This is a genomic window from Chitinophaga sedimenti (assembly GCF_023156195.1).
GTDB lineage: Bacteria > Bacteroidota > Bacteroidia > Chitinophagales > Chitinophagaceae > Chitinophaga > Chitinophaga sedimenti.
This window is the reverse complement of record NZ_JAKUKA010000001.1, coordinates 55,649-78,588: the sequence shown is the minus strand read 5'-3', so window position 1 is coordinate 78,588 and position 22,940 is coordinate 55,649. Positions and strand designations below refer to the sequence as shown.

The window sequence follows — 22,940 nt, the reverse complement described above, 5'->3', positions numbered from 1 at the left end:
TTCATAAAAGTTACGGTTTATTCATTAATTGTGTTAGTATATTTAATGATGCGTCTGACTAAATTCCACGGCCCCTTACTGGCCCTGCTCCTGTTATGTTTCGCCTTCAGGCCCGCAAAACCTGTTCCCGGCAAAGTTGTTATCGGCTACGTGGGCGGCTACCGCGGACTGGTAGACGTTTCGGGCATCGATGCCGCGGGTCTTACCCACATCAACTATGCGTTCGTGAATGTACAGCACGGCCTCGCCTGGCTGACGAATGAACGTACCGATACGGTGAACTTCCGGAACCTGAATGGTCTTAAAAAGATCAACCCCGATTTAAAAATACTGATCTCTATCGGCGGCTGGGCATGGAGCGAGAACTTCTCCGATGCCGTGCTCACCGACGCTTCCCGCAAAAGTTTTGCCCACAGTTCCATGGAAATCGTTCGCCGTTACCAGTTAGACGGGGTAGATATTGACTGGGAATACCCCGGCATCCCCGGCGAAGAAGGTAACATCTACCGGCCCGAAGACAAACAAAACTTTACGCTGATGTTTAAGGCCATCCGTGCATCGCTGGACAGCCTGCAACAGCAAACCGGCAAACGCTATTTGCTTACCACCGCGGTAGGCGGCTCCAAATCATGCGTGGACCATACCGAAATGGATAAGGCACAACAATACCTCGACTACGTAAACATCATGACCTACGATTACAAAACCGAAGGCTCGCGCGTAGCAGGGCATCACACCAATCTCCCGGCGTCAACGGGTGATGCGGGCGGCGCTTCAGCAGATAAATCCATCCAGTTCTATATCGCAGCAGGTGTTCCGGCAAGTAAAATCGTGATGGGCTGCGCATTTTACGGCCGTGCATGGCAGATGCCTGATGCGGATAATGCAGGCCTGCAACGTAAGCCCCAGAAAGGCGCACGCGGTGCAGGGTACACGATGATCAAGGATAGTTTGCTCACTACCGGCGGCTATGTACGATATTGGGACGATAGCGCCAAAGCCCCCTACCTGTTTCATCCCACTAAAAAAATATTTTTAACTTATGATGATGAGAATTCTATCCAGTTCAAATGCGCCTATGTAAAGCAGCACGGGCTGGCCGGTGTGATGTTCTGGGAGTACGACAGCGATAAAAGGGCTACTTGCTCAACGCTATCAACCGGGAGTTCAAATAACGCAGCCCGGGATGGACAATGTTCATCCCGGTGCTTCATTTTTACATTTCACACTTCCTGCCGTTGCCCACAAACTTCGCATGCCCTATGTTTGCACCCGTTCCTGTTTACCTGTCCCCCAAATCGTTCCTTCCATGCTGAGAATGATGTAGACATTAACACCTAAAGTTTTTTAACAATGAACAAATTGAAATTTGCCATGCCCCTGGCAATAGCGGCGCTTTTTTGCGCGTGTAAAAAAGAAAAAGATGATCCCAAAACCAATGAAGAAAAATTACTTGGCTCATGGACTTACGTATCGATCACTGCCGACAGACCTGTAATATGGAACGACGGCGATACGCCAACTAAAGATGGCCTGGCCCATCTGCCCACCTGCGTAAAAGACGACTACATTGTACTGAAAGCCAACAACGTATCTGAACAAAACGAAGGCGCTACCAAATGCGATCCGGATGACGACCAGGTGATTACTTCTGACTGGTCGCTGGACGGCACCAAACTGATAATTGACGGTGAGGAATACAAACTGATTACTGTGAATGGGTCTACGTTCAAAGCATCCACCACAGGCGAATATGAAGGAGAAGAAGTAACGATCACACTTACCCTCAAAAGGAAGTAGGTGTTAACGTTTAATGGAAAATGCCGTCCTGCCTTTGCGGGACGGTTTCTTGCTTTAAACAGCAAAGCCGCCCATCACAGGCGGCTTTGCTGTTTTTCATCTTCTTTTATTCAGCGACTACTTATGTACAGCGTCGGAACATATGATCTCGAGCAAATAAGTACCTTCTAGTTTTACTTTGAAATCCCAGCGCGGGTTCAGGGAGTAACCACCCTGCGGATAGCCATCAACTGTTACGAACTGGCTGGGAATACGGTAGTACATCAGTCCACCCCAGTTGTAACCGGTGTTGTCGATGTAAGCGCTCAGCGGGAAAGGAGCCACTACGAAGTCGCAGATCATCGCGGTATCCGTAAAAATTACCGGGTTAAAGCGTGCGTAGTTCTCAAATACGGGCCTGTCACCGCGACGGATGATCTCACCTGTTTTCGGGTTAAACGGTTTGCCGTTTTTGTCCGCAATTTTCAGGATCAGGCGGGCGCCATCGCCGGACTGTTTGGTAATTTTGAGTACCGGGTTGCGAATGCCTACAGAAGCGCCGGTAGCATCGCTGAATACAGCGGCAGCGGTAGCGTTGATCTGGAAGATATCCTCTGTAGTCGGATCTACTACAGAAATCTGCGAGAAGTTGGTAAACGTTTTTTTACCAGCGATATTGCTTACCTCCGGGTCAAATGCGAAATCGCCCAGCGGCAGGTTGGTAGACGCTTTGTTGAATACGAACTGACCACTCACTTCGTTGAAGATCATCGGCTTCATTTTCTTTGTTTCGCGTTTCTCGTTCAATTTAGCGAGCGTGGTATCCGTTTCCGGGTTAAACGCCATGCCTTCTTTGAACACAACTACATCATAGTCTGTAAAGAACTCGGGAGGTGCGGGTTTGCCGGTTGCCTTTTCGCGAAGGTTTAATAATTTGAAGGTGATCGGTGGTGTGGATTCGTCCGCGTTCACGCGTTCGGACTGCGTGAGGGCAAAACCTCTTTTGCAATACACCACGGTATCCTTATAACGCATTTGTGAGCTCAGGAAGCCCGGCGTAACCTTTTCACAGGCTGTAATCACCGCCAATACTGCAACTGCTGATATAATGAGTTTTTTCATCTGTCAAGTTTTTAAGGGTGATTAATCTCCAATTTTTTCCGCGTTAAAGAACAGTCGGTGTGTACCTGACATTACGTGCAGAATACCGGTGGTGGTAATAATGCCGGAGGTCTGGCAGGTTTCTATGATATCCTTTTCCGACGCCGGTATGGCGTCCGGATCGGGTTGCTCGTCGTCGCGGCTGCCAATGATTTTACCCATTTGTACATAATCTACATACTTCAGGTAATTCGCATAGTCCTGGCGGCGATCGAGGCGAATAATGAACTTCGTATTGGGGATCGCGCCGAGTTTGCTATCCAGCAGCGTACCGCCAAGCGTCATCTGCTCGCGGTTGATTTTACCGGAGAACATGTAGGTCAGCAGCGAATCCTTCAACAATTGCAGGGGAATGCTGTCTGTAGTGTAAGGCAGGTTTTCATTGCCCAGTGCGATGTCGCGGATACGTTTTTTTGCTGCGATAAAATCTACAACAGCATAGTTGTTAGCGGCGAAAAAAGTGATATCGCTGTTCACCATTTCTTTCAAACCGGCACGATCGATCAGGTGTACGAGCGAATCGAAAATACCTTTCTTGGAAGCCGGTATTCGTACGTGGTCATATTCACCTTCGGATTGTGCCTGCCGCCGTCGTTTTTATAATCATCCTTTTTGCAGGCCGGCGCTAACACGACAAACGCTAACAGGGGGCGACCATCACTATCGGAAATCTATTTTTCATATCTTAATTTTTTAAGTTGATATCGTTAACTATACTCTGCCGCGCCAGTAAGAAGTTTGCAGCAGTAACGGGTTACCGCGGAACAGTTTCGGGTCCACCGGCCAGTAGAAACCTCCCTGCAGGCGGCGTTGCGCTGTCAGCCAGTCAATAATATGCGTTGCGCCGGTGCGCACGATGTCGTAATAGTTATGCCCTTCGAGGTACAACTCACGTCCGCGTTCGTCGATGTAGATTTCGATCATCTTATCCCGTGAGTAAGCGGTAGTAGTGTATTCCGGAGCACCGTTACGTTTACGGTTGGCATTGATGATCGCCAGCGCATCCATATAACGGCCTTCGTAAATCGCCACTTCCGCTCTCAACAATCCCATATCCGCCAGGCGGAAAATGTTCATGTTGTTGCTCAGGTACGGGTCCTGTTTGGTACCTGGTCTGCGGTAAATGATGTTGCTGTACTTACGGGTCATCGGACGATTGCTCAACCAGTAATCAAATCCTTTATCGTAACGAATATCGGGCAGCAATGAATCCGGGTAGTGGCTTGAAAAGTAGTTGGTTTGTACCGCCATACGTGCGTAATCACCGCGGCCGTACCAGTAATCGCTGCGTAAAAACTGCATACCAATACCGCTGTTGGAACCTTCCAGCTGATCTTCCGCCTGCGCCAGTTCAAAAATACCTTCAGAAGATTTGCCAATGAAAGTTCTGTAATAGTTAGCAGTATCGGTGTAGCTGTAACCGCCTTGTGCAAAAAGCTGCGTAATGGCAGTATCCGCGCTGTGAGCGTCTGCGAGGTTTACTGTAGTAAGATTGGTCGTCGTTGCTTTCCAGAGATAGGCGTGAGCCAGCAGGGCATACGCTGCACCACGGTTGGCCTGGGTGGGACCGGCATTCACCGTGTAATTATTATATCCCCAGCTCAGTAAAGAAGCTGCCTGCTGCGCGTCCTTAATCACCTGGGCAATTACCTCCGCTTTAGGCGTACGCGCAATCTGCGGTGCAGTAATAGGATCGGCGTATGCTTCCAGTACCATGGGCACGTCGCCCCAGATGCGGGTCATCGTGAAATAAGTGTAAGCACGCAGGAAGTAGGCTTCCCCGATAATCCTGTTACGGAATTTAGTCGCATTGGAGCTACCTTCCGGGTCATCGGACAACATCTCGTCCGTCATTTTAGGCAAGCGGCCTATGATTTCATTGCTCATGGTCACCACCTTAAAGAAATCATCCCAGGTACCATACGTGTTCACGTTGTACTGAAACGTAAAGTCACCACTCTGGATTCCTTCCAGGCCGTCACCGTTGTAATCAATCACATAATAGGCCTTGGCTTCACCATCGCCATACATGTTATAACGCAGCCCCCTGGTAAGCGCAGCGCGTAGCAGGGAATAGTTGCCGGACAGCGCAAATTTGGCGTCCCTGCCTGTTTTCCAGAATTTGTCTGAATAGGTAGAGTTCTTCGGTTCCGTTCAGGATTTTGGAACAGGAAGAAGTAACCAGTACCGCCGCCGTTAATATCGTGAATATGCTTAGCTTCATTGTCTTCGTTTTCATGTCTTACTGATTTACCTTTTAGAAATTCAGATCGATACCAAATGTGTACTTCTTGGGGATGGGGTAACCACCACCGTCGTATTCGCCATACTGGTTCACGTTTTCAGCATCGGGCAGTCTTTTCGATTTCTGGATCATCAGCACGTTGTCCACCATACCATAAATACGGAAGCGGTCCATCTTAAGGCCTTTCCACACGTTGGTGAGGTTGTAGCTGACAGTTACGTTCTTCACGCGGAAGTAACCGCCTGGCTCCGGAAGAAGGTTTGTGCAGAGGTATAATAGTAACCGTAAGTACCGTAGTCAAACTTGGCGTATTCGGCTTTGTCGCCTGGTTTTCTCCAGATATTGATTTTAGAGAAATCGGGCGTGCTGGTGTGTACGAAATTCAGTGCGCTGGTGGTAGAATTCGAGAAACGTTCTGCATCGAACAGGTTGATCACGTCGCGCTTGAAAGAATAGGTACAGAAAACCGACAGGTCGATGCCGCGCCAGTTAAGACTGTTGAAGAAACCACCGGTGTACAGCGGGTTGGGGTTACCCATCGCTTTTTTATCGGGGTTGATACCATCATTGAAGATGTCGATGTTGTAATCACCGTCCAGGTCCGCAAAGATGAAGTCACCACCTTTGTAGATATAGTTCGGGTTACGGAATTTGTCGCCGGTAAATGGATTACCCGGTACGGCATCATCATCTGTATAAACACCTTTGGTCTGCAACAGGTAAAATGCGTTCACCGGTGCGCCTACAGACATGATATGCAGTTTATCGAACTGGTCGCCTGAGTTAAACACGAGGTCGCGGCCACCGTTCGGCAGTGCAGTGATTTCGTTTTTATTATAAGAGAGTACGAGTCGGCTGAACCATTTCACTTTGCTGGTAGCAGGCAGCGGGTTGGCGGCGATGGTCAGGTCCACACCGTAGTTGCGCACACCCAGCGAGTTGGTAAAGGAACTGTTGTAACCGGATGTGTACGGCAGCGTGATGCTGAATAACTGCAAAGAGTTTTGCTTGTTGTACACATCGATGGCGGCAGAGTATTTACCCTTCTGGATTTCCAGGTCGGTACCGATATTCCACTGGTCCGATTTTTCCCAGCTCAGGTTATTCTGTGCGGCCTGGTTAAAGTTCGGGATTACGGACGGTATACCGTCGTAGGAAGTGGCGTTGCCGTTGCCTGTGTAACTACCGGCATTCACACGGTACAGGTTATACTGCAGGTAGTTGTCGCGTGGAAGGCTGCCGGAAGTACCATAACTCGCACGCAGTTTCACCAGTGAGAACAGGCCGTTGTCTTTCAGGAATCCTTCTTCAGACAGCAGCCAGGCTACTGATGCAGATGGGAAGAAACCCCATTTATTGTTCTTACCAAATTTGGAAGAACCGTCGTAACGACCGCTCAGGGAAACGATATACTTAGTATCATAATCGTAGGCTACGCGGGCATAGTACGACAGCAGGCCGAACGCATCATAACGCGCGCCTACGTCCGTATTCTGTTTCTGGAAACCGGAGATGATCTGGATCTGGTCAGACACACCGTTTGAGCCGCTGGCCCACATTTCCTGGTATTGATCGAAGTTGATATCGGTACCCACTACTGCACTCACATTGTGTTTTCCAAACTGATTAGAATACGTCAGGAAGTTGGAAGACATCATCGTAGCACGGGTAGAAGTGAAGGCGAAAGCGTAGTTACCGGTGCCGGTCAGGAAGTTCGGCGCGTTCTGGTCCCTTTTCGCATTCAGGTAGATATATGAGTTCTGGGTGCTCAGTCGCAGGTGAGGCGTCAGCGACAGGCCAAGGTTCAATGCGAACGACAGGTTATTATCGATGTTTTTATCGAGATTTTTATTATAAGAACCCATGATCACTTCTTTTGCTTCCGGAGAAAGGTTCAGCAGGGAAGAAGGCATGTCGCCGGCACCTACGCCGAACGGACTATTATCATTACCATTACCGCGGTCCTTATCGGAACGGAAATAAGTGATGATCGGGTTGATGTCCGTGCGGTTGTCCAGCGCCCGTGCATTAAGCGTAAAACGCGCGGTATACCTGGAGAAGCCGGTCGCTTTCACGATACCATCTTCATCATAATAACCAAGGCTGAAACGGTAGTTGGAAGATTCGCCACCGCCGGAGATATTAATATCCGCATTCTGGATAAGGCCGCGTTGGAAGAACAGGTCTTGCCAGTCGGTGTTACCATTAAATGCGGGATTAAGGCTGTCAGTCATGATAGCAGGCAGATTGCGTTTCTGCGAGAGCGAGAGTACGTCGATCAGGTCCATTTTCTGGCGGCGTTCTGTTACACCCATGGTTACGTCGCGCAGCTCGGGGCGCTCTACATAACCCGCGTACACACTGGCGCCCACCCGGGTGCGACCACTGGTACCTTTCTTGGTGGTGATCAGGATAACGCCGTTAGCCGCACGCGAACCGTAGATCGCTGATGCGGAGGCATCTTTCAGTACGTCGATGCTTTCAATGTCCTCGGGGTTGATACCGGCCAGGTAGTTGGAGGCCGTACCACCGGTAGGACCAGCATACGATTCTGTTGGCTGCGGTACACCGTCTACTACGTACAGCGGGTTGTTGGTCACGTTATTTTCGTCGTAACCGTTCGTTACCAGGGAGTTACCACGAACAGACACGCTGCTGCGTGCGCCAGGCATACCTGTATAGTTCTGTACGTTTACACCAGACAGGCGGCCCTGCAGCATCTGGTCGAAGCTCGCTGCGGGTTGGTTCTGTAATTCCTTGCCGGAGATGCTGGAAATAGCGGCAGTGGCGGTTTTACGTGTTACTTTCTGGTAACCGATTACTACCGATTCCTGCAGGGTACTGTTAGAAGGCTCTAATTTAACAGTGAGGTTGTCGGCTGCTTTAACGAGCTTGGTCTCGTAACCAATAAAAGAAATTTCGAGTGTGGCATTGGCGGGGGCATTTAGCGTAAATCGGCCCTTGTCGTCTGTTGCGGTTCCCGTGTTGGTGGACTTGATCCTTACTGTTACGCCGGGCAAGGGATCTTTGCCGTCAGTAACAGATCCACTGACTTTTATCGTCTGGCCGTGTACATTATTAAAAATAACAATACAAAGCAAGACGAATAAGTAAACTTTTTTCATCATGACTTAGAATTTGGTTGATGATGTGAATTTAACATAGATCACTCGGTAAGTATTTACCTATATAAACCAACAGTAAACGGATTTTAACATTCCTTTAAGATTTACGAACATCCCGTAGATTGGGGTGCTAAACCGGATTTGCAAACCGCTGGTCGATTTTAAATGATAGCTCGTCCTGGAATAATAAGAATATTTTCAATGTTAAGTTTTCCTGTTATAGGGTTAAAATGCTACCATCATTTAAAAACTGGATAATTTTGGTTAATTCTTTTAATTTTTTTCTATATTTTTTAAATGGGCATTTTTGCTATGGTTATTACAAATACCCAATAACTTATCACCTATATTATATATAATACTTCACTCGCCGCTTTTTCTTAGTTATCTTGGCATTCCTCAAATAAATTACACCATCATGCAATACAATCCGGCACCAGACAGGTACGAACAAATTCCATACAACCGCTGCGGCAAAAGCGGTGTGCAGCTGCCCGCCATTTCTTTGGGTCTCTGGCATAACTTCGGCTCCGTAGATGTTTTCGAAAACGGTCGCGCTATTGTGCGCCGCGCTTTTGATAAAGGCATTACCCACTTTGACCTGGCGAATAACTACGGTCCGACACCTGGTTCAGCAGAAGAAAACTTCGGTACCATCCTGAAAAAGATTTTCCCGGTTACCTCCGCGACGAGTTGATCATTTCCTCCAAAGCTGGTTATACCATGTGGCCCGGCCCTTATGGCGACTGGGGTTCGCGGAAATATCTCATCTCCAGCCTTGATCAGAGCTTACAAAGGATGGGATTGGATTATGTAGATATATTTTATTCTCACCGCCCCGATCCGCAAACGCCAATTGAAGAAACCATGGGAGCCCTCGACAGCATCGTTCGTTCGGGAAAAGCGCTGTATGTGGGACTCTCCAATTATTCTGCTACCGAAACCGAAACTGCGATAAAGGTGCTGCAATCACTCGGTACGCCCTGCCTTATTCATCAACCTAAATACAGCATGTTCGAAAGATGGGTAGAAGGTGGATTGCTGGATGTGTTGGAGAAACACGGCGTGGGCTGTATTCCTTTTTCGCCGCTGGCGCAGGGCATGCTGACCGACCGTTACCTGCACGGCATCCCGGCGGATTCCCGCGCAGGCAGGAGCACCGGGCATTTGCAGACAAATGAGATCACGGAAGATAAATTAACGCAGATACGCCAGCTGAACGAATTGGCGGGTAAACGCGGGCAATCATTAGCACAGATGGCGTTGTCCTGGTTGCTGAAAGATAAACGGGTTACAACCGTGCTGATTGGTGCCAGTTCGGTACAGCAGCTGGATAATAACCTGGCGGCGTTGAACAAGCTGGATTATACGAGTGCGGAGCTGGAGGCGATTGAGGCGATTTTGAAATGATCCCGGAAGTGTTGTGGAAAGGTCTATGTTTCCTTTCGTTGAGTATGTAAGGTCATTAGCAAATACATAAAACAAAAAAGCCTGATCAATGATCAGGCTTTTTCTTTGAGCGGAAGACCGGGCTCGAACCGGCCACCCCGACCTTGGCAAGGTCGTGCTCTACCAAATGAGCTACTTCCGCGTTGGTATCTAATTTTCAATAAAAAAAACCCGATCGTAAGATCAGGCTTTTCCTGGAGCGGAAGACCGGGCTCGAACCGGCCACCCCGACCTTGGCAAGGTCGTGCTCTACCAAATGAGCTACTTCCGCAGGTGTTTCTAAAGAACTGTTTTCCCGTTTGGGATTGCAAAGATAGGAAAGAGATCAATTCTGCCAAATATTTTTTGAACTTTTTCTATCCCTGTTTGTTAGTAATCGCCTGTAACACCTGCACAGCAAATGTTACAGGCGATCACTTTTATAATATATGCTTCGTTTTTAACACCGTACTCAACGCTTCCGGCGACGTAAAATGAATCGATTCTATCCCAAAATCTTCGGCCGCTTTTACGTTACGCAGGTTGTCATCAATAAAAATAGCATGTGCCGGATCAATGTCAAAACGATCAAGTAGCAATTGATAGAAAGCATGATGCGGTTTACGCAGTTTCTCACGGCCGGACACCAACACACCATCAAACCAGCTAAAGAAAGGGTACATGTCTAACGCCACCGGAAATGTTTCGTCCGACCAGTTCGTGAGCGCATATATTTTATACCTGCCGCTTTCTTTCAGGGCCTTAAAGATCTCCACCGTACCATCGAGCGCACCGTTCAGCATTTCGGGCCAGCGGCCATAAAACGCGCGGATCTCCGGCTCCAGTGCAGGATGTTGCGCAACGAGCAACTCCGTCGCTTCCATCAAACTGCGGCCGCCATCCTGCTCCTCGTTCCACGCCGATGTACAAACATGTTCCAGAAATGCTCCATCTCTGCCTCGGTCGCAAATATCTTCCGGTACAGGTACCGGGATTCCAGTCGACCAGTACCGCGCCCAGATCGAAGATGATCGTGTTGTATGTTTTGTTGTCCATGTGCTAAAAATACAATCCCACTCCTGAAAGTAATGTTAAAACAAGTTAGTCCAGCAAACTGTCCGACGCATCTTCCAGCAAACGCAGGTCCACCGAATCTGTACCGGCTATTCCTTCAATCGAACCCTTGATATGCGCCGCGTTCAGCAATACTTTTTCCAGTTGCTTTTCCCTTGCCTTCCATAGCTTCTCCATCGCATCGCGCTCCTTCTGGATCGATATTTTCATCGCCATAAAGCCTTCGCGAATGGCTTTCCACTGTTCGGCAAATTCACTGCTGGTCAGGTAGTGATACAACAAATGCATCTTATCTCCCTTATTCTCCTGCGTTTTCTGCACGCCAAACACCTTCAGCACGCCTTCACGCAGCACGTATGCCAGGCTTTTTACCTCTGCGAACGTGCAAATCCAGATGCCGTCCTTTTCACCGAAACGGTCCAGGTCTTTCGGCATGGTTTGCGTTACCAGCACCGCCACATCAGCGCCCTGGCTTCTCATATCCGCTTTCAGTTTTTCCACCCACTGCGGCGAAAATTCTTTCGTGCGTTTGCTTTCATAAATGATCTTACCACACTCCTGTCCAAACTGGTTTCGCACCATCTGGAAACAGTCGGCACCTTTCACACCTTTACCTACTTCACTTACCGTATCGAACGGAAACGCCGTACGCAGCATGTCTTCCAATGCTAGTTCCTGCACTTCGCCCTGCAACTGCATCGATCCCTGTTCGGCCTTACGCTTCATTTCTTCCGCCAGTTTACGCTGATCGTCGAGCTGCTTTTCCATTTCCTTCAGCTTCAGCTGAAACTCCATTTCTTTTAACGCGGTACGCTCAGCTTCTTCCCTGCGGATGATCTCAGACAAATGACTGCGCTCCTCCGTGATTTTCTTTTGTACCGTGAGCTCCATCTCCTCCTCTTTCGTTTTCAACTCCTGCTCCTTGCGCAGAAATTCCAGTTCTTTATGACGGGCTTCTTTTAATTTCTCTTCGTTGTCGTAGTTAGACTGTTTCAACAATTGTAACTGGTTCTCATATTCACCAGCCATGTTTTTGCGAATATCTGCCGACAACGTTTCCTGCAGCCGGCGTTTCTCCAACTGCAATTCGGATTGTATCTTCTGATTAAATTCTTCCGCTTGTTTCAGCCGCTCCTGCTCCAACTGCTGTTTGGCCATCGCGACCTGCTGTTTCTCCGCATTCAAAGCCTCGGTACGTTTATTCCACTCGGCCGACATTTTACGCCGCATCTCCGCCTCAATATCCGCGGCAAAGGCATCCTCCATCACAAATGCATGTTTGCAATTAGGACAGGTTATTGAAGTTCCCATAATTCACATGATATTAAATGCAATTTAAAACTAGGCACAGTATGCGCATTGTATTTGCGTATGTCATAAAGGTAGTTGAAAATGCGGTTGTAAATAAATACGTTATAACGGCTATTATGCGGCCCGTAAAACCCCGCCAGATGCCTTAAAACGGAAAACCCGCACTAAGTGCGGGTTTGTAATACCGTGGTGCGGAGGAAGAGATTCGAACTCTCAAGCCCTTTCAGGCACTACCACCTCAAAGTAGCGCGTCTACCAATTTCGCCACCTCCGCGGGTTGTTTAGGGTGTGCAAAAATAATCTGTTTTTTATAACCAGCAAATTTGTTTTTGCTTTTTTGAAATTACCCTCATTTTCTCAGCAAAATCCGGAACGTCGTTCCCTTGTTTACTTCCGATGTTTTCACGAACAGGCGGCCCTTGTGGTACTCATCTATGATCCTTTTCGCCAACGACAGCCCCAATCCCCACCCTCTTTTTTTCGTACTGAAGCCCGGCCGGAATATTTTTTCTGCACCGCTTTCGGGATACCTTTCCCGGAATCGCTTACGTCAATCACAATATTAGCGGCATGGCTTTCTATATGTATGGCGATGCTCCCCTTCCCTTCCATAGCGTCCAGCGCGTTTTTCAGCAGGTTCTCCACCACCCAGTCGAACAACGGGGCCGATATCATGGCCGGGATCTGAGGGGCGCTGCTTTCCAGTGTGAACTGTATTTTCTGGGGTGCACGTTTTTTTATGTACTCCATCATGTCGCTAATCTGCTGCACAATATCACGCTCTTCCAGCTGCGGCACACTGCCGATCTTCGAAAAACGGTCGGTAATCAGTTTCAGGCGGTCCAGGTCTTTTACCAGCTCGGCCACAAACGGCCGGTTCTCTTCATGGGTCTCTTTTAATATCTCCATCCAGGCCTCTATCGACGATAATGGGGTACCCAACTGGTGCGCCGTTTCTTTCGCCATACCGACCCACAGCTGGTTCTGCGTGGCTTTGTTGGTCGACGATAACGCGAACCACACCACACCAATGAACAGGGCTACCACCATCAGCTGGATGTATGGGTAATAGCGCACCTGCTTCAATATAAGAGAATCGCCATAGTATATATAGCTGTATTGCTTGCGCGAGGTATCCATCTGCATCGCAAATGGCTGGTGCTGTTTACGGAAGACCGACAACTGTTCTTTCAGGTAATTGGGATTGCGCACCACGCTCAGGGAGTCCATGTTGCGGTGATCTAGGATCTGGCCCTCTGCGTTGGTAAGAATGAGCGGGATGGTGGTATTGGTCGTCACAATTTCCACCGCCAGGTTAATATTGGCATCGGGAGAGGCTTGCAGCAATTCCTTATTCGCTTCCACCCAGGTGGCCACCTTCTTCGTTTCCTCCTGCTCAATCTTCTCCGAAAGGTTTTGGGCAAACCAGATGGTAGCGGCGATAATGGCGGCGGCTATGGCCACCAGTACGAACTTCCATCCCAGGTATTGTTTAAACATGCTGCTTTTACAGGTTCTTTAACGTTTTAAATATAGGAATATTTTCGCGGGCGATACTTAACTTAATTGCGTTATTAAAACGCTTTGTTGCATATTTGCAGCGCTAAATTTCTTTTTTTTCACGCGTAAAACGATCAAACGTTTGCCTGTATTGCCATCAGTAGCGGTAGTGATTCTTAATTGGAACGGAAGAAGCTTTCTCGAAAGTTTCCTGCCCTCTGTTTGCGCCTCCACATACGCCAACCTGCGCATCGTGCTGGCCGACAACGCCTCTACAGACGATAGCGTGGCTTTTACCATGCAACATTTTCCCCAGGTAGAAATTATCCGCAATGAAAAAAACAGCGGGTTCGCCGGGGCTATAATGAAGCGCTACAGCTCGTGAAAGCAGATATTTATGTACTCCTGAACCAGGATGTGGAAGTAGCACCCAACTGGATAGAACCGGTGGTGCAACTCATGGAAAGTGATCATAACATCGCCGCCTGCCAACCAAAACTCCGCGCCTACGCCCACAAAGACGAGTTCGAGTACGCTGGCGCCGCCGGCGGGTGGATGGACATCCTCGGCTATACCTTCTGTCGCGGCCGCATTCTCTACACCACTGAAAAGGACAACGGGCAATACGATAACAATCAGGACATCTTCTGGGCCACGGGCGCCGCTTTATTCATTCGCTCCGCCTGTTTCCACGAAGTGGATGGCTTCGATCCGTTCTTTTTCGCGCATATGGAAGAGGTAGACCTCTGCTGGCGCCTGCAACGTGCGGGTTACCGCATCTGTTACTGCGGCGCTTCCCGTGTGTACCATGTGGGCGGAGGCAGCCTGCCACAGGGCAATCCGCGTAAGTTGTACCTCAACTTCCGGAACAACCTCATCATGTTGTACAAAAACCTGCACCCGGCCGATAAAGTCATTATTTTACCGCAACGTTTCTTCCTCGACCTGCTCGCCGCCGCCAAAAGCCTGTTTTCGGCCAACCCGACGGATGCCAGGGCCATCTTCCGCGCCTACCGCCACTACAGGGCCTGGCGACGTAATGTATGGCCGGGGTATGCAGACGATAGGCTCCCCAAACCCAGGCTGCTGAGCCTCAACGGGGTGTTTCACGGAATCATGATCTGGCGGTATTATTTCCTCGGTCGCAAGAAATTTTCCGACCTGGCGGGTAAAAAAAAGTAGGGATTTGCAATTTTCCTTTGTAAGTTTGCAACGCGAAAAATAATTATATGGAGCATAATACAGTAGAAAACAGCAAGGATATCACGACCAACTGGGTAACATCATCCCGCTTCTTTTTTATGTAATGATCGGTTGCATCGTTGCAATGTCTCTCGGTGGCTGCTATGGCCTGTTCCAGCACCGTTATAAAGGTAAACCTAAAGTTAACATCCCTGAAAGTACTTTATACAATCCTAAGTATAAATAGTTTTCTGTAATAGTATATCGTATTAAAGCCCCGGACAAGTGCCGGGGCTTTTTCTTTTATGTAGTCAGCTTTTTATTTTCGCTTCATCCGCCGTTGCGTCGCACACTTCAGCCACACTAACGCACCTGGCCGCCGCCCCGCACAAACCATTTTTCGGTCACCAGCTTTTCCAGCGCAAAAGGACCACGCGCATGTAGCTTTTGGGTAGAGATGCCTATCTCCGCTCCCAGCCCAAACACGCCACCATCCGTAAACCGCGTAGAGGCATTTACGTAAACTGCCGCCGCATCTGTTTCGTTTAAAAACGTTCGCTTAAAGCCGCGTCCTCGCTGACAATAGCTTCCGAATGTTTGCTGGAATATTGGCGGATATGCGCCAGCGCTTCGTCGAGCCCATGCAACACCTTTACCGAACATTTAAAGTCCAGAACTCACGGCCGAAATCTTCGGGGTAGCTTTAAACAATTTTTTATACCCTGCCGCCTGCAAAATGGCGTAGGCCTGCTCGTCCGCATAAATCTCCACGTTATACACCGCCAGCTGTTGCCAACCTGGGTAAAAAGTCTGCCGCCACCTCACCGTCTACCAGCACCGTATCCAACGCATTACACACCGACGGCCTCGACACTTTCGCATTGGTCACAATAGCCGCGGCTTTATCCAGATCGGCCGTTTTTTCCACGTAAGTATGGCAAACGCCGGCCCCGGTTTCGATCACCGGCACCCGCGAGTTTTCGCGTACATATTCGATCAGCTGCTGCGAGCCGCGTGGGATAATAATATCTACGTACTTTTCCGCCCCCAGCAAATCGGCGACCAGGCTTCGGTCCGGCGGCAACAACTGCACTGCGTTCACATCTACGCCGAACGCTTTCAGGCTCTCCTGTATCAGTGACACCAGGATCGTATTCGTATCAAACGCATCCGAGCCGCCCCGCAGCACGCATACGTTTCCCGAACGGATGCACAACGAAGCCACGTCTACCGTCACGTTCGGGCGCGATTCGTAAATAACGCCCACCACGCCCAAAGGCACAGATTTCTTTGGATAAACAGTCCATTGTCGAGGTAGCGCTCCAGCAACACCTTGTTCGCAGGGTCCGGCAACGTGGCCACTTCATTCAAACTAGCCGCCAGTGCGGCAATACGGCCCGCATCCAGCAGCAACCGGTCCTTTTTGGGGTCGGTATCCGGCATGCGGTCCAGGTCTTTTTGTTTTCCACGATGATCGCGTCGGTATGCGCCACGATCCTGTCCGCCAGGTGGCGCAGCAGTTCCTGCCGCTTACCATCCGCAAGCGCTCTCACCGAGCCTGTGGCGGCCTGCGCCTGTTCGAGTAAAAGTTGTATAGACATATTACAATAGTACAATATCGTCCGCATGTGCAATTTCCAGGTTCTGGGCCTTGCTGTCCACCGCATCCGACGCCACTTTGGCTCGGCCTACGGCAATTACAGTATTTTCTTCGTTAACAATTTCGATCACTTCCCCGCATTCAAATTTCTCTAACACGGCTTTTACCCCCACTGCCAGCAGACTATGCCGCTTTTCCAGCGCCTGCTGCGCACCGCCGTCTACCTGCACCCTGCCGGTCACCAGGCTGCCGCTGGCAAGCCACTTGCGGCGGGCAGACATATTATTCTGCTGCGGCAGGCACAACGTACCTGTGGTGCCCTCTACGGCCTTTAAAATGCCATCCGGGGTGCCGATGCCGAAGATCACCACCTTAATGCCCATATTAGTCGCCAGGCGCGCAAACGTGAGTTTAGACACCATGCCGCCCAATCCGAGCGATGATTTTTCTTATCGGCCAGGGCCAGCGCATTTTTATCGATCACGTCGATCTGCGGAACGATCTTTCCCTCCTTATCCAACACCCCGGCTACTGACGTACTGAACAAAAGTAAGGAAGCGCCGAAACCAACCGCGATGAGCGTTGCCAGCTCGTCGTTGTCGGAAAACTTGAGCTCCAGGCTGCTCACCACATCGTTTTCGTTGGCGATGGGGATGATGCCGCTGTTCCACAGCTCTTCATACGTTTTATGCAGCTGTAAAAACTGGTCGCGGTTAGAAAAATGTTGCCGTTCGCAAAGACTTTGTGCAATAGAAATGCCGTACGGCTCAAAGTATTTGGAATATTTGTTCAGCAAAATGGGGTTGCCGATGGAAGCCGCGGCTTTACGCTCGCTGATGGTGGCCCCGTAATCTTTAATGAACCGCTTGCCCGCGGCCACGGCGCCGGAAGATACAAGCACCACGTTGTACTGCGCATGGATGGCAGCCACCTGGCGCGCTACTTCGGCGATCACAGCCTCGTCCAGTTCACCGTTCGATTTGGTGATGGAGGCGGTCCCAAACTTTATTACTACGATAGGTTTGTTCAATGTTCACATTCATTTTGGACCGACAAAATATTGAAAAAGCGCGGTTTTTCTTAGCGTTCCGTCATCTTTAAAAATTCCTTATCTTTCTGTTCTGCTAAATTCCGCATCATGCTAGACCAAAAAATTATCAATCTTTTTGATGAATATACCCATGCGCCGCTGAAACGCGACGAGTTTCTGCGCCGCCTGGCAAAGCTGACCGGCAGTGTGGCGGCAGCGATGACGGTCCTTCCGCTGCTGGAGGCCAATTATGCGAATGCCGCTACGATACCGGAGCACCACACCGGTATCAGCGCCGAAGATATTACGTACCCAGGCGATAATGTGACCATGAAAGGTTACCTCGTAAAGCCCGATAACATCAAAGCGGGCGAAAAGCGCGGCGCCGTGATCGTGATCCACGAAAACCGGGGCCTCAATCCGCATATCCGCGATGTGGTGCGTCGTGTGGCCGCCGCTGGTTATATTGCCCTGGCGCCCGATGCACTGTCGCCTCTCGGTGGCACGCCGGCCAACGAAGACGAGGCCCGCGGCCTGTTCGGTAAACTGGACACCGAACAAAATCTCAATAACTTCCTTAAAGGCTTCGATTATCTGAAAAGTCTGCCGGAAAGCAACGGAAAAACCGCCGCGGTAGGCTTTTGCTGGGGCGGCGCCTCACCAACCAGCTGGCAGTAAACGATCCCACACTGGATGCCGCTTCTGCCTTTTATGGCATGCAGCCCGCAGCGGCGGATGTGCCCAAAATCAAAGCACGGCTGCAATTGCATTATGGTGAAAAAGATGAGCGCGTAAATGCAGGTATCCCTGCTTACGAAGAAGCATTGAAAGCCGCCGGCATTAAATATGAATTGTTCGTTTACGAAGGTGCGCAACACGCGTTCCACAACGATACGGCAGGGCCTCGTTACAACAAGGAAGCGGCGGAAAAAGCCTGGGGCCGCACCCTCCAATTGTTTAAAGAAACTATTTCGTAAATAATAGCGGGGCGGTACATGTGCCGCTCTATTCTTTTGCAGCTTCCCCCAAACAATCCGCATACACCATGCATCCCAAAAGTTTGCTGCATCCTGAAGTTGACGGGCCGGGATTTGCCGCTTAGCATATTCGGGGCCGACTTCTGCAATAAGATAGCCCGGACGTACGTAGTATGTGTAGCGACCACTGTCGCGAAATTACTCACCAACAACAATATACCTGCGACCGGGCTATGTAGCCACTAAAGGCCTTAACAAAACTTTAGGAACACCTTAACATTCCTGCAATAAACTCAAGTAACATTCAGCTATCTAAAGCGTTTGAAAAGAGTAACCGAATCGGAAACTTTTAAAAACGCCTGATATATGAAAAGAGTAATCATGTTTATGAGTGTGGCGGCACTGGCAACAGCTCTGCTGGCCAGTTGCAGGAAAGAACCGCTGGACAATCTCACTGAAGAAGAGTCAAGGATCTACGTAACCAATCACGATTCCACCATCAATTTCAGTACCTACGCGACCTTCAGTATTGTAGACTCCGTAGCAGTAATCAGCAATAGCGGTGCAAAAAAGAGTTGACGACTTACGATCAACAGTTAATTGCGTCCGTAAAAAGTCAGCTTGAAGCGCGTGGTTACGTGGCAGTGAGCAAAGAATCCAAACCCGATCTGGCAGTAAACCTCAGCCGTATCGATAACACCTCTTATTCCGCCGCCTGGACACCCGGTTACTGGAGTGGCTGGGCTGGCTATTGGGACGCAGGTTACTGGGGTTATCCTGGCTATGGTTACTACTGGCCTTCTTATTACACCGTGTTCCGCAACCAGGAACGTTCTGTCAGCATCGATATGCTTGACCTGAAAAACGGTACCGGCAAAGAACAACTGACCGCCGTATGGAATGCCATGCTGCGCGGCTCCGGCGTGTGGAACAGTAATAATATCAACAGTATGGTAAAAGCAGTATTCGACCAGTCGGCATACCTGCAAACAAACAACTAAAAAAGGATTGAAGATGAAAAAGATCGCAGTTATCATAGTGCTGGCCATTGCGGGTTTCGGTATTAATAAAGCCTCCGCGCAAAGCAGGTCGCCCTTGTCCGTGAACTTCAACTACTCCATTGCGCAGCCCAATGGTTCGTTAAGCGATTATGCAGGCAAAGCAAGTTTCCGTGGCTGAAGCAGGCATCAATTATTCGCTTAACGATCAGTTCAGCCTGAGCCTTGGATTTGGATTCAACGACTTCTACGAAAAGTCGGAACGCATGGTGTATGACGACAAAGGTTCAGACATTTCGGCCGTGCAGCAACGCACTTTACAAGTGTTGCCGATACAGGCCGTAGCACAATACAATTTCGCGAAAGCCAGTGCCAGGGTAATTCCTTATGGTAGCCTGGGTATCGGTACCGCCAATATGAACTACGAAAAATACTGGGGCGAATTCGTTGAAAAAGAGAACAAATGGTCGTTTCTCGTAAGCCCGGAACTGGGTATCAACGTGCCTTTCGGCAAATACTCTCCGGTGATGTTTAATGCGAGTGTGCAGTACAACTACGCACCGTATAACATGAACGAGATCAGCAGCTTTAATACGCTGCAGGGAAACATTGGTATTAAAGTGCATCTGCACTAAAGAGAATAGGGAACACAAACATTATGTCCATAGTGAAAGTGTGAGAATGGCGGAAGGCCGCTCCTGCAAAGGGGCGGCCTCATTTTTTGAGTACTGCGTATGCAAACGTGTGACACATTATTTATCAAAAAAACCCTCCGTAAATACCTCCTGCGTTTTCCCTGCCTTATCCGTAAAGATATAGCAAGCCGCCAGGTGCAACCCAGGGTGCTGCCTGATGAACTGCAGCCCTTTCACCGGGCCCCATAAGATAAGCGCGTTATCAAAGGCGTCTGCGGTAATGCAGTCATCCGCCACAACTGTAACGCTGATCACGTTACTATGCAGCGCAATACCTGTTTGCGGATTGATTGTATGTGCATAACGCGTTTTGCCTTCATCGAAAAAGCGGCGGTAGTTGCCGCTCGTTGCTACCGCATTATTTTTCAGGTATACCAGCGATTGTGCGGGTAATGAAGTATTACCGGAGGGGCGCTCCACGCCTACGCTCCACGGCTTTCCTTTGGCGTTTACACCTTTAGCGCGCAGCTCACCGCCCACGTCTACCAGGTAATGTTGAATGCCGCGCTGCTCCAGCAGCCGGGCCACACAATCTGTGGTATACCCCTGTGCTACGCCGTTGCAGTCGATCTGCACGCCAGGCTTCCGCTTTAGCAGGGAGTCGCCTTTTAATTGCAGCAGTTTGTAACCGGTTACCCGCAGGGCTTTGCGGATACTGTCCGTCGTGGGTTTACGCTGGTGACGCACGACGCCGAAGCCCCACAAATCGACCAATGGTTTCACCGTGATATCGAACGCGCCATTTGTTTGCGCGCTTACGGCCAGCGACTTTTCCAGTACGTAACGCATGTGCGCGTCCATCGGTACGCCGCGGTCGTTGTTATTAAACTGGTTGATCAACGAATGAGGATCCCAGAGTGAGAGCGAATGATCGATGTCCGTGAACAACTGTTCCACGGCGGGTTGCAGCGTGGCAGTATCGTCCGACAGGTATTTTACGATGTAATACGTTCCCTGCGCCTGCCCTTCGAAAGCAACGAGGCGTTGGCTATGGGTGGCATTCATCATCAACATGGAAAAGAAAAAGAAAAAACTAAAGCGGTGCATTGGTTTACTTGAAAGCATTCTGCCCGGTAATGTCCATACCGGTAATGAGTAAATGAATTTCGTGGGTACCCTCGTAGGTAACAACACTCTCGAGGTTCATCATGTGGCGCATCACCGGGTACTCGCCGGTAATGCCCATGGCGCCTAATATCTGCCGGGCATCGTGTGCTACCTTCAGCGCGGTGTCGCAGGCATTGCGTTTAGCCATGGATATTTGTTCCGCCGTAGCGCGGTTTTCATTCTTTAATACGGCCAGGCGCCAGTTCATCAGTTGCGCCTTCGTGATTTCGGTAATCATCTCGGCCAGTTTCTTCTGCACGAGCTGAAAACCCCCGATCGGTTTATTGAACTGTACGCGCTCCTGGGAATAACGCAGTGCGGTATCGTAACAGTCCATGGCCGCACCAATAGCGCCCCAGGCAATACCGTAACGCGCCGCATCCAGGCACGACAATGGCGCCTTTAAACCGCGTGCGCCGGGAAGGATATTGCTTTTGGGGATACGTACGTTGTCCAGTACGAGCTCGCCGGTGGCGCTGCCGCGTAAACTCCACTTGCCTTTTGTTTCGGGGGTAGAAAAGCCTTCCATACCGCGCTCCACGATTACGCCGCGGATTTTACGCTCCGGGTCTTTCGCCCACACGATCGCGATATCGGCGAACGGCGCGTTAGATATCCACATTTTGGCGCCATTCAGTATAATATCATCTCCGTCTTCGTCAAAGTAGGTTAAGAGGCCGGCGGGATTAGAACCGAAATCGGGTTCTGTGAGGCCGAAACAGCCCATCATCTCCCCTGAAGCTAATTTAGGAAGGAACCTGCGCTTCTGTTCCTCGCTGCCATACGTATAAATAGGATACATCACCAGCGAACCCTGAACGGACGCGGTTGAACGGATACCGCTGTCGCCGCGCTCCAACTCCTGCATCATCAGTCCATAAGCTATCTGGTCCAGTCCGCCACCGCCATATTCCGCAGGAATGGTGGGGCCAAAGCAACCAACAGCGGCCAGTCCGGGCAACAGGTGCTTCGGAAACTCCGCACGCTGGCAATAATCCTCTATTACCGGGCTTACCTCCTGTTTTACCCATTGCCGCACTGCATCGCGCACCATTTTATGTTCTTCGGTCAGTAAATCATCGAGCAGGTAGTAATCGGGCGATTGGAACAGGTCTTGACGCATACATTTGGTTTAAATATATATTCGGGCTAAAAGCCTTTACTGTAAGTAATTTCAGCGCAGGCACTCCATCAGCAATATACTAAATTATGCCGCAAAGCCGCTCAAATATGGAGAACTTGACTAACTTCGTCCCACGGAACCAAAAGTCAATCTAATGGTAAAACTGCTACCCGCTTTTGTTTTATTTTTATTTATGGTACTGATCATGGCGATTATACCCCCACACACCTCGGTAGCCCTTCATCCCGACAGCCATTCCCTTACAATGTCTCCATCTGAACAAAAGGAATACAAGCAATGTTGGTTGGTGTTATTGAAACCGGGCGCCCGTCAGCCTTTATCACGGGAGCAAAATGATCGCATTCAACAGGCGCACCTGCAATGCATGCAAAAACTGTCGGCCAACGGCTCCATGCTCGCGGCCGGACCGGTTGCCGGCAAAGGCGCGTTCGTACTCGACTGCCGGGATAGCCTGCAGGCTGTACAGCTCCTGCGAACCGACAGCGCCATTCTTTCCGGTGTTTATGAGTACGAGCTGAAACGCTGGTACACGCTCAAAGAGGGCGAGTTCAAATAAAAACGCGCCCCTTTCGGAAGCGCGCCTT

25 protein-coding genes, 3 tRNA genes and 2 pseudogenes are annotated in these 22,940 nt (G+C 49.8%); 11 read left to right on the top strand and 19 right to left on the bottom strand.

Annotated features, from left to right (window positions below; all coding sequences use genetic code 11):
- The first annotated feature begins 30 nt into the window (after positions 1–30).
- Complete coding sequence (locus MKQ70_RS00510; protein ID WP_248066117.1) at positions 31–1,341, top strand: glycoside hydrolase family 18 protein; 1,311 nt, start codon at positions 31–33, stop codon at positions 1,339–1,341.
- 12 nt (positions 1,342–1,353) lie between these two features.
- Positions 1,354–1,800: a hypothetical protein gene (locus MKQ70_RS00505; RefSeq protein WP_248066114.1), complete on the top strand. Its 447-nt coding sequence runs from the start codon at positions 1,354–1,356 to the stop codon at positions 1,798–1,800.
- Between the two features lie 117 nt (positions 1,801–1,917).
- Here MKQ70_RS00505 and MKQ70_RS00500 read toward each other — a convergent pair whose 3' ends face one another.
- From MKQ70_RS00500 to MKQ70_RS00480, 5 genes are all read right to left on the bottom strand, one after another.
- Positions 1,918–2,901, bottom strand: coding sequence for a DUF5007 domain-containing protein (locus MKQ70_RS00500; protein ID WP_248066111.1), 984 nt, complete (start codon positions 2,899–2,901; stop codon positions 1,918–1,920).
- 21 nt (positions 2,902–2,922) lie between these two features.
- Positions 2,923–3,420, bottom strand: coding sequence for a hypothetical protein (locus MKQ70_RS00495; RefSeq protein ID WP_248066108.1), 498 nt, complete (start codon positions 3,418–3,420; stop codon positions 2,923–2,925).
- A gap of 231 nt (positions 3,421–3,651) precedes the next feature.
- Complete coding sequence (locus MKQ70_RS00490) at positions 3,652–4,971, bottom strand: RagB/SusD family nutrient uptake outer membrane protein (protein ID WP_248066105.1); 1,320 nt, start codon at positions 4,969–4,971, stop codon at positions 3,652–3,654.
- Between the two features lie 226 nt (positions 4,972–5,197).
- Positions 5,198–5,413 (bottom strand): hypothetical protein, encoded by a 216-nt coding sequence (locus MKQ70_RS00485; protein ID WP_248066102.1) that lies wholly within the window; start codon positions 5,411–5,413, stop codon positions 5,198–5,200.
- Positions 5,410–8,313 (bottom strand): SusC/RagA family TonB-linked outer membrane protein, encoded by a 2,904-nt coding sequence (locus tag MKQ70_RS00480; protein ID WP_248066099.1) that lies wholly within the window; start codon positions 8,311–8,313, stop codon positions 5,410–5,412. The genes MKQ70_RS00485 and MKQ70_RS00480 overlap by 4 nt, the downstream gene beginning before the upstream one ends.
- Positions 8,314–8,728: 415 nt before the next feature.
- On the opposite strand from MKQ70_RS00480, the gene MKQ70_RS40865 reads away from it, so the two are divergent.
- Positions 8,729–9,007 carry an aldo/keto reductase gene (locus tag MKQ70_RS40865; RefSeq protein ID WP_308198891.1) on the top strand — a complete coding sequence of 93 codons (279 nt, stop codon included), beginning with the start codon at positions 8,729–8,731 and terminating at the stop codon, positions 9,005–9,007.
- Between the two features lie 26 nt (positions 9,008–9,033).
- A complete protein-coding gene (locus MKQ70_RS00475) occupies positions 9,034–9,720 on the top strand; it encodes an aldo/keto reductase (RefSeq protein ID WP_308198890.1) in 687 nt (228 codons plus the stop codon).
- Between the two features lie 108 nt (positions 9,721–9,828).
- Here MKQ70_RS00475 and MKQ70_RS00470 read toward each other — a convergent pair.
- From MKQ70_RS00470 to MKQ70_RS37235, 7 genes are all read right to left on the bottom strand, one after another.
- A tRNA-Gly gene (locus MKQ70_RS00470) sits at positions 9,829–9,901 on the bottom strand.
- Between the two features lie 53 nt (positions 9,902–9,954).
- Positions 9,955–10,030, bottom strand: a tRNA-Gly gene (locus MKQ70_RS00465).
- 148 nt (positions 10,031–10,178) lie between these two features.
- Positions 10,179–10,622, bottom strand: coding sequence for an HAD family hydrolase (locus tag MKQ70_RS00460; protein WP_248080869.1), 444 nt, complete (start codon positions 10,620–10,622; stop codon positions 10,179–10,181).
- A 217-nt stretch (positions 10,623–10,839) separates the two neighbouring features.
- Positions 10,840–12,078 carry a DUF2130 domain-containing protein gene (locus tag MKQ70_RS00455; RefSeq protein ID WP_248080866.1) on the bottom strand — a complete coding sequence of 413 codons (1,239 nt, stop codon included), beginning with the start codon at positions 12,076–12,078 and terminating at the stop codon, positions 10,840–10,842.
- A gap of 232 nt (positions 12,079–12,310) precedes the next feature.
- A tRNA-Leu gene (locus MKQ70_RS00450) sits at positions 12,311–12,397 on the bottom strand.
- A gap of 75 nt (positions 12,398–12,472) precedes the next feature.
- Complete coding sequence (locus MKQ70_RS37240; protein WP_372490074.1) at positions 12,473–12,628, bottom strand: ATP-binding protein; 156 nt, start codon at positions 12,626–12,628, stop codon at positions 12,473–12,475.
- Positions 12,556–13,623, bottom strand: a complete 1,068-nt coding sequence (locus tag MKQ70_RS37235) for a sensor histidine kinase (RefSeq protein WP_282456152.1) — start codon at positions 13,621–13,623, stop codon at positions 12,556–12,558. The genes MKQ70_RS37240 and MKQ70_RS37235 overlap by 73 nt, the downstream gene beginning before the upstream one ends.
- A gap of 169 nt (positions 13,624–13,792) precedes the next feature.
- On the opposite strand from MKQ70_RS37235, the pseudogene MKQ70_RS00435 reads away from it, so the two are divergent.
- Positions 13,793–14,805: pseudogene (locus MKQ70_RS00435) on the top strand (glycosyltransferase family 2 protein).
- A gap of 363 nt (positions 14,806–15,168) precedes the next feature.
- Here the strand turns inward: MKQ70_RS00435 and MKQ70_RS37230 are convergent.
- From MKQ70_RS37230 to MKQ70_RS00415, 5 genes are all read right to left on the bottom strand, one after another.
- Positions 15,169–15,291 (bottom strand): hypothetical protein, encoded by a 123-nt coding sequence (locus MKQ70_RS37230; protein ID WP_282456151.1) that lies wholly within the window; start codon positions 15,289–15,291, stop codon positions 15,169–15,171.
- A gap of 286 nt (positions 15,292–15,577) precedes the next feature.
- Positions 15,578–16,087, bottom strand: a complete 510-nt coding sequence (locus MKQ70_RS00430) for an aldehyde dehydrogenase family protein (RefSeq protein WP_248066088.1) — start codon at positions 16,085–16,087, stop codon at positions 15,578–15,580.
- 85 nt (positions 16,088–16,172) lie between these two features.
- On the bottom strand, positions 16,173–16,406 hold the full coding sequence (locus tag MKQ70_RS00425; protein ID WP_248066084.1) for a hypothetical protein: 234 nt from the start codon (positions 16,404–16,406) through the stop codon (positions 16,173–16,175).
- Between the two features lies 1 nt (position 16,407).
- Positions 16,408–16,827, bottom strand: a complete 420-nt coding sequence (locus tag MKQ70_RS00420) for a PUA domain-containing protein (RefSeq protein WP_248066081.1) — start codon at positions 16,825–16,827, stop codon at positions 16,408–16,410.
- Positions 16,770–17,435 carry an amino acid kinase family protein gene (locus MKQ70_RS00415; protein ID WP_248066076.1) on the bottom strand — a complete coding sequence of 222 codons (666 nt, stop codon included), beginning with the start codon at positions 17,433–17,435 and terminating at the stop codon, positions 16,770–16,772. The genes MKQ70_RS00420 and MKQ70_RS00415 overlap by 58 nt, the downstream gene beginning before the upstream one ends.
- A gap of 108 nt (positions 17,436–17,543) precedes the next feature.
- On the opposite strand from MKQ70_RS00415, the pseudogene MKQ70_RS00410 reads away from it, so the two are divergent.
- From MKQ70_RS00410 to MKQ70_RS00385, 5 genes and pseudogenes are all read left to right on the top strand, one after another.
- A pseudogene (locus MKQ70_RS00410) lies at positions 17,544–18,412 on the top strand (dienelactone hydrolase family protein).
- Between the two features lie 366 nt (positions 18,413–18,778).
- Positions 18,779–18,991: a DUF4136 domain-containing protein gene (locus tag MKQ70_RS00400; protein ID WP_248066067.1), complete on the top strand. Its 213-nt coding sequence runs from the start codon at positions 18,779–18,781 to the stop codon at positions 18,989–18,991.
- Positions 18,988–19,413, top strand: a complete 426-nt coding sequence (locus tag MKQ70_RS00395; RefSeq protein WP_248066065.1) for a DUF4136 domain-containing protein — start codon at positions 18,988–18,990, stop codon at positions 19,411–19,413. The genes MKQ70_RS00400 and MKQ70_RS00395 overlap by 4 nt, the downstream gene beginning before the upstream one ends.
- Before the next feature lie 13 nt (positions 19,414–19,426).
- A complete protein-coding gene (locus tag MKQ70_RS00390; protein WP_248066063.1) occupies positions 19,427–19,591 on the top strand; it encodes a hypothetical protein in 165 nt (54 codons plus the stop codon).
- On the top strand, positions 19,584–20,045 hold the full coding sequence (locus MKQ70_RS00385) for an outer membrane beta-barrel protein (RefSeq protein WP_248066062.1): 462 nt from the start codon (positions 19,584–19,586) through the stop codon (positions 20,043–20,045). The genes MKQ70_RS00390 and MKQ70_RS00385 overlap by 8 nt, the downstream gene beginning before the upstream one ends.
- Before the next feature lie 117 nt (positions 20,046–20,162).
- Here MKQ70_RS00385 and MKQ70_RS00380 read toward each other — a convergent pair whose 3' ends face one another.
- Both MKQ70_RS00380 and MKQ70_RS00375 read right to left on the bottom strand, forming a co-directional pair.
- The gene (locus tag MKQ70_RS00380) at positions 20,163–21,152 is read right to left on the bottom strand and encodes an FAD:protein FMN transferase (protein ID WP_248066060.1); all 990 of its coding nucleotides are present in this window, start codon (positions 21,150–21,152) and stop codon (positions 20,163–20,165) included.
- Between the two features lie 4 nt (positions 21,153–21,156).
- Positions 21,157–22,335 (bottom strand): acyl-CoA dehydrogenase family protein, encoded by a 1,179-nt coding sequence (locus MKQ70_RS00375; RefSeq protein WP_248066058.1) that lies wholly within the window; start codon positions 22,333–22,335, stop codon positions 21,157–21,159.
- 193 nt (positions 22,336–22,528) lie between these two features.
- Here MKQ70_RS00375 and MKQ70_RS00370 point away from each other — a divergent pair, with 193 nt between their 5' ends.
- Positions 22,529–22,912 (top strand): YciI family protein, encoded by a 384-nt coding sequence (locus tag MKQ70_RS00370; RefSeq protein ID WP_248066056.1) that lies wholly within the window; start codon positions 22,529–22,531, stop codon positions 22,910–22,912.
- Positions 22,913–22,940: the final 28 nt, after the last annotated feature.

Bases quoted from the DNA above. Each gene is read 5' to 3' on its own strand.
- MKQ70_RS00505 (WP_248066114.1), top strand. From the start codon at position 1,354: ATGAACAAATTGAAATTTGCCATGCCCCTGGCAATAGCGGCGCTTTTT.
- MKQ70_RS00500 (WP_248066111.1), bottom strand. From the start codon at position 2,901: ATGAAAAAACTCATTATATCAGCAGTTGCAGTATTGGCGGTGATTACA.
- MKQ70_RS00495 (WP_248066108.1), bottom strand. From the start codon at position 3,420: ATGGTGAACAGCGATATCACTTTTTTCGCCGCTAACAACTATGCTGTT.
- MKQ70_RS00490 (WP_248066105.1), bottom strand. From the start codon at position 4,971: ATGTATGGCGATGGTGAAGCCAAGGCCTATTATGTGATTGATTACAAC.
- MKQ70_RS00480 (WP_248066099.1), bottom strand. From the start codon at position 8,313: ATGATGAAAAAAGTTTACTTATTCGTCTTGCTTTGTATTGTTATTTTT.
- MKQ70_RS40865 (WP_308198891.1), top strand. From the start codon at position 8,729: ATGCAATACAATCCGGCACCAGACAGGTACGAACAAATTCCATACAAC.
- MKQ70_RS00475 (WP_308198890.1), top strand. From the start codon at position 9,034: ATGTGGCCCGGCCCTTATGGCGACTGGGGTTCGCGGAAATATCTCATC.
- MKQ70_RS00460 (WP_248080869.1), bottom strand. From the start codon at position 10,622: ATGGAAGCGACGGAGTTGCTCGTTGCGCAACATCCTGCACTGGAGCCG.
- MKQ70_RS00455 (WP_248080866.1), bottom strand. From the start codon at position 12,078: ATGGAGGATGCCTTTGCCGCGGATATTGAGGCGGAGATGCGGCGTAAA.
- MKQ70_RS37235 (WP_282456152.1), bottom strand. From the start codon at position 13,623: ATGTTTAAACAATACCTGGGATGGAAGTTCGTACTGGTGGCCATAGCC.
- MKQ70_RS00425 (WP_248066084.1), bottom strand. From the start codon at position 16,406: ATGTCTATACAACTTTTACTCGAACAGGCGCAGGCCGCCACAGGCTCG.
- MKQ70_RS00420 (WP_248066081.1), bottom strand. From the start codon at position 16,827: ATGGTGTCTAAACTCACGTTTGCGCGCCTGGCGACTAATATGGGCATT.
- MKQ70_RS00400 (WP_248066067.1), top strand. From the start codon at position 18,779: ATGAAAAGAGTAATCATGTTTATGAGTGTGGCGGCACTGGCAACAGCT.
- MKQ70_RS00390 (WP_248066063.1), top strand. From the start codon at position 19,427: ATGAAAAAGATCGCAGTTATCATAGTGCTGGCCATTGCGGGTTTCGGT.
- MKQ70_RS00380 (WP_248066060.1), bottom strand. From the start codon at position 21,152: ATGCACCGCTTTAGTTTTTTCTTTTTCTTTTCCATGTTGATGATGAAT.
- MKQ70_RS00375 (WP_248066058.1), bottom strand. From the start codon at position 22,335: ATGCGTCAAGACCTGTTCCAATCGCCCGATTACTACCTGCTCGATGAT.
- MKQ70_RS00370 (WP_248066056.1), top strand. From the start codon at position 22,529: ATGGTACTGATCATGGCGATTATACCCCCACACACCTCGGTAGCCCTT.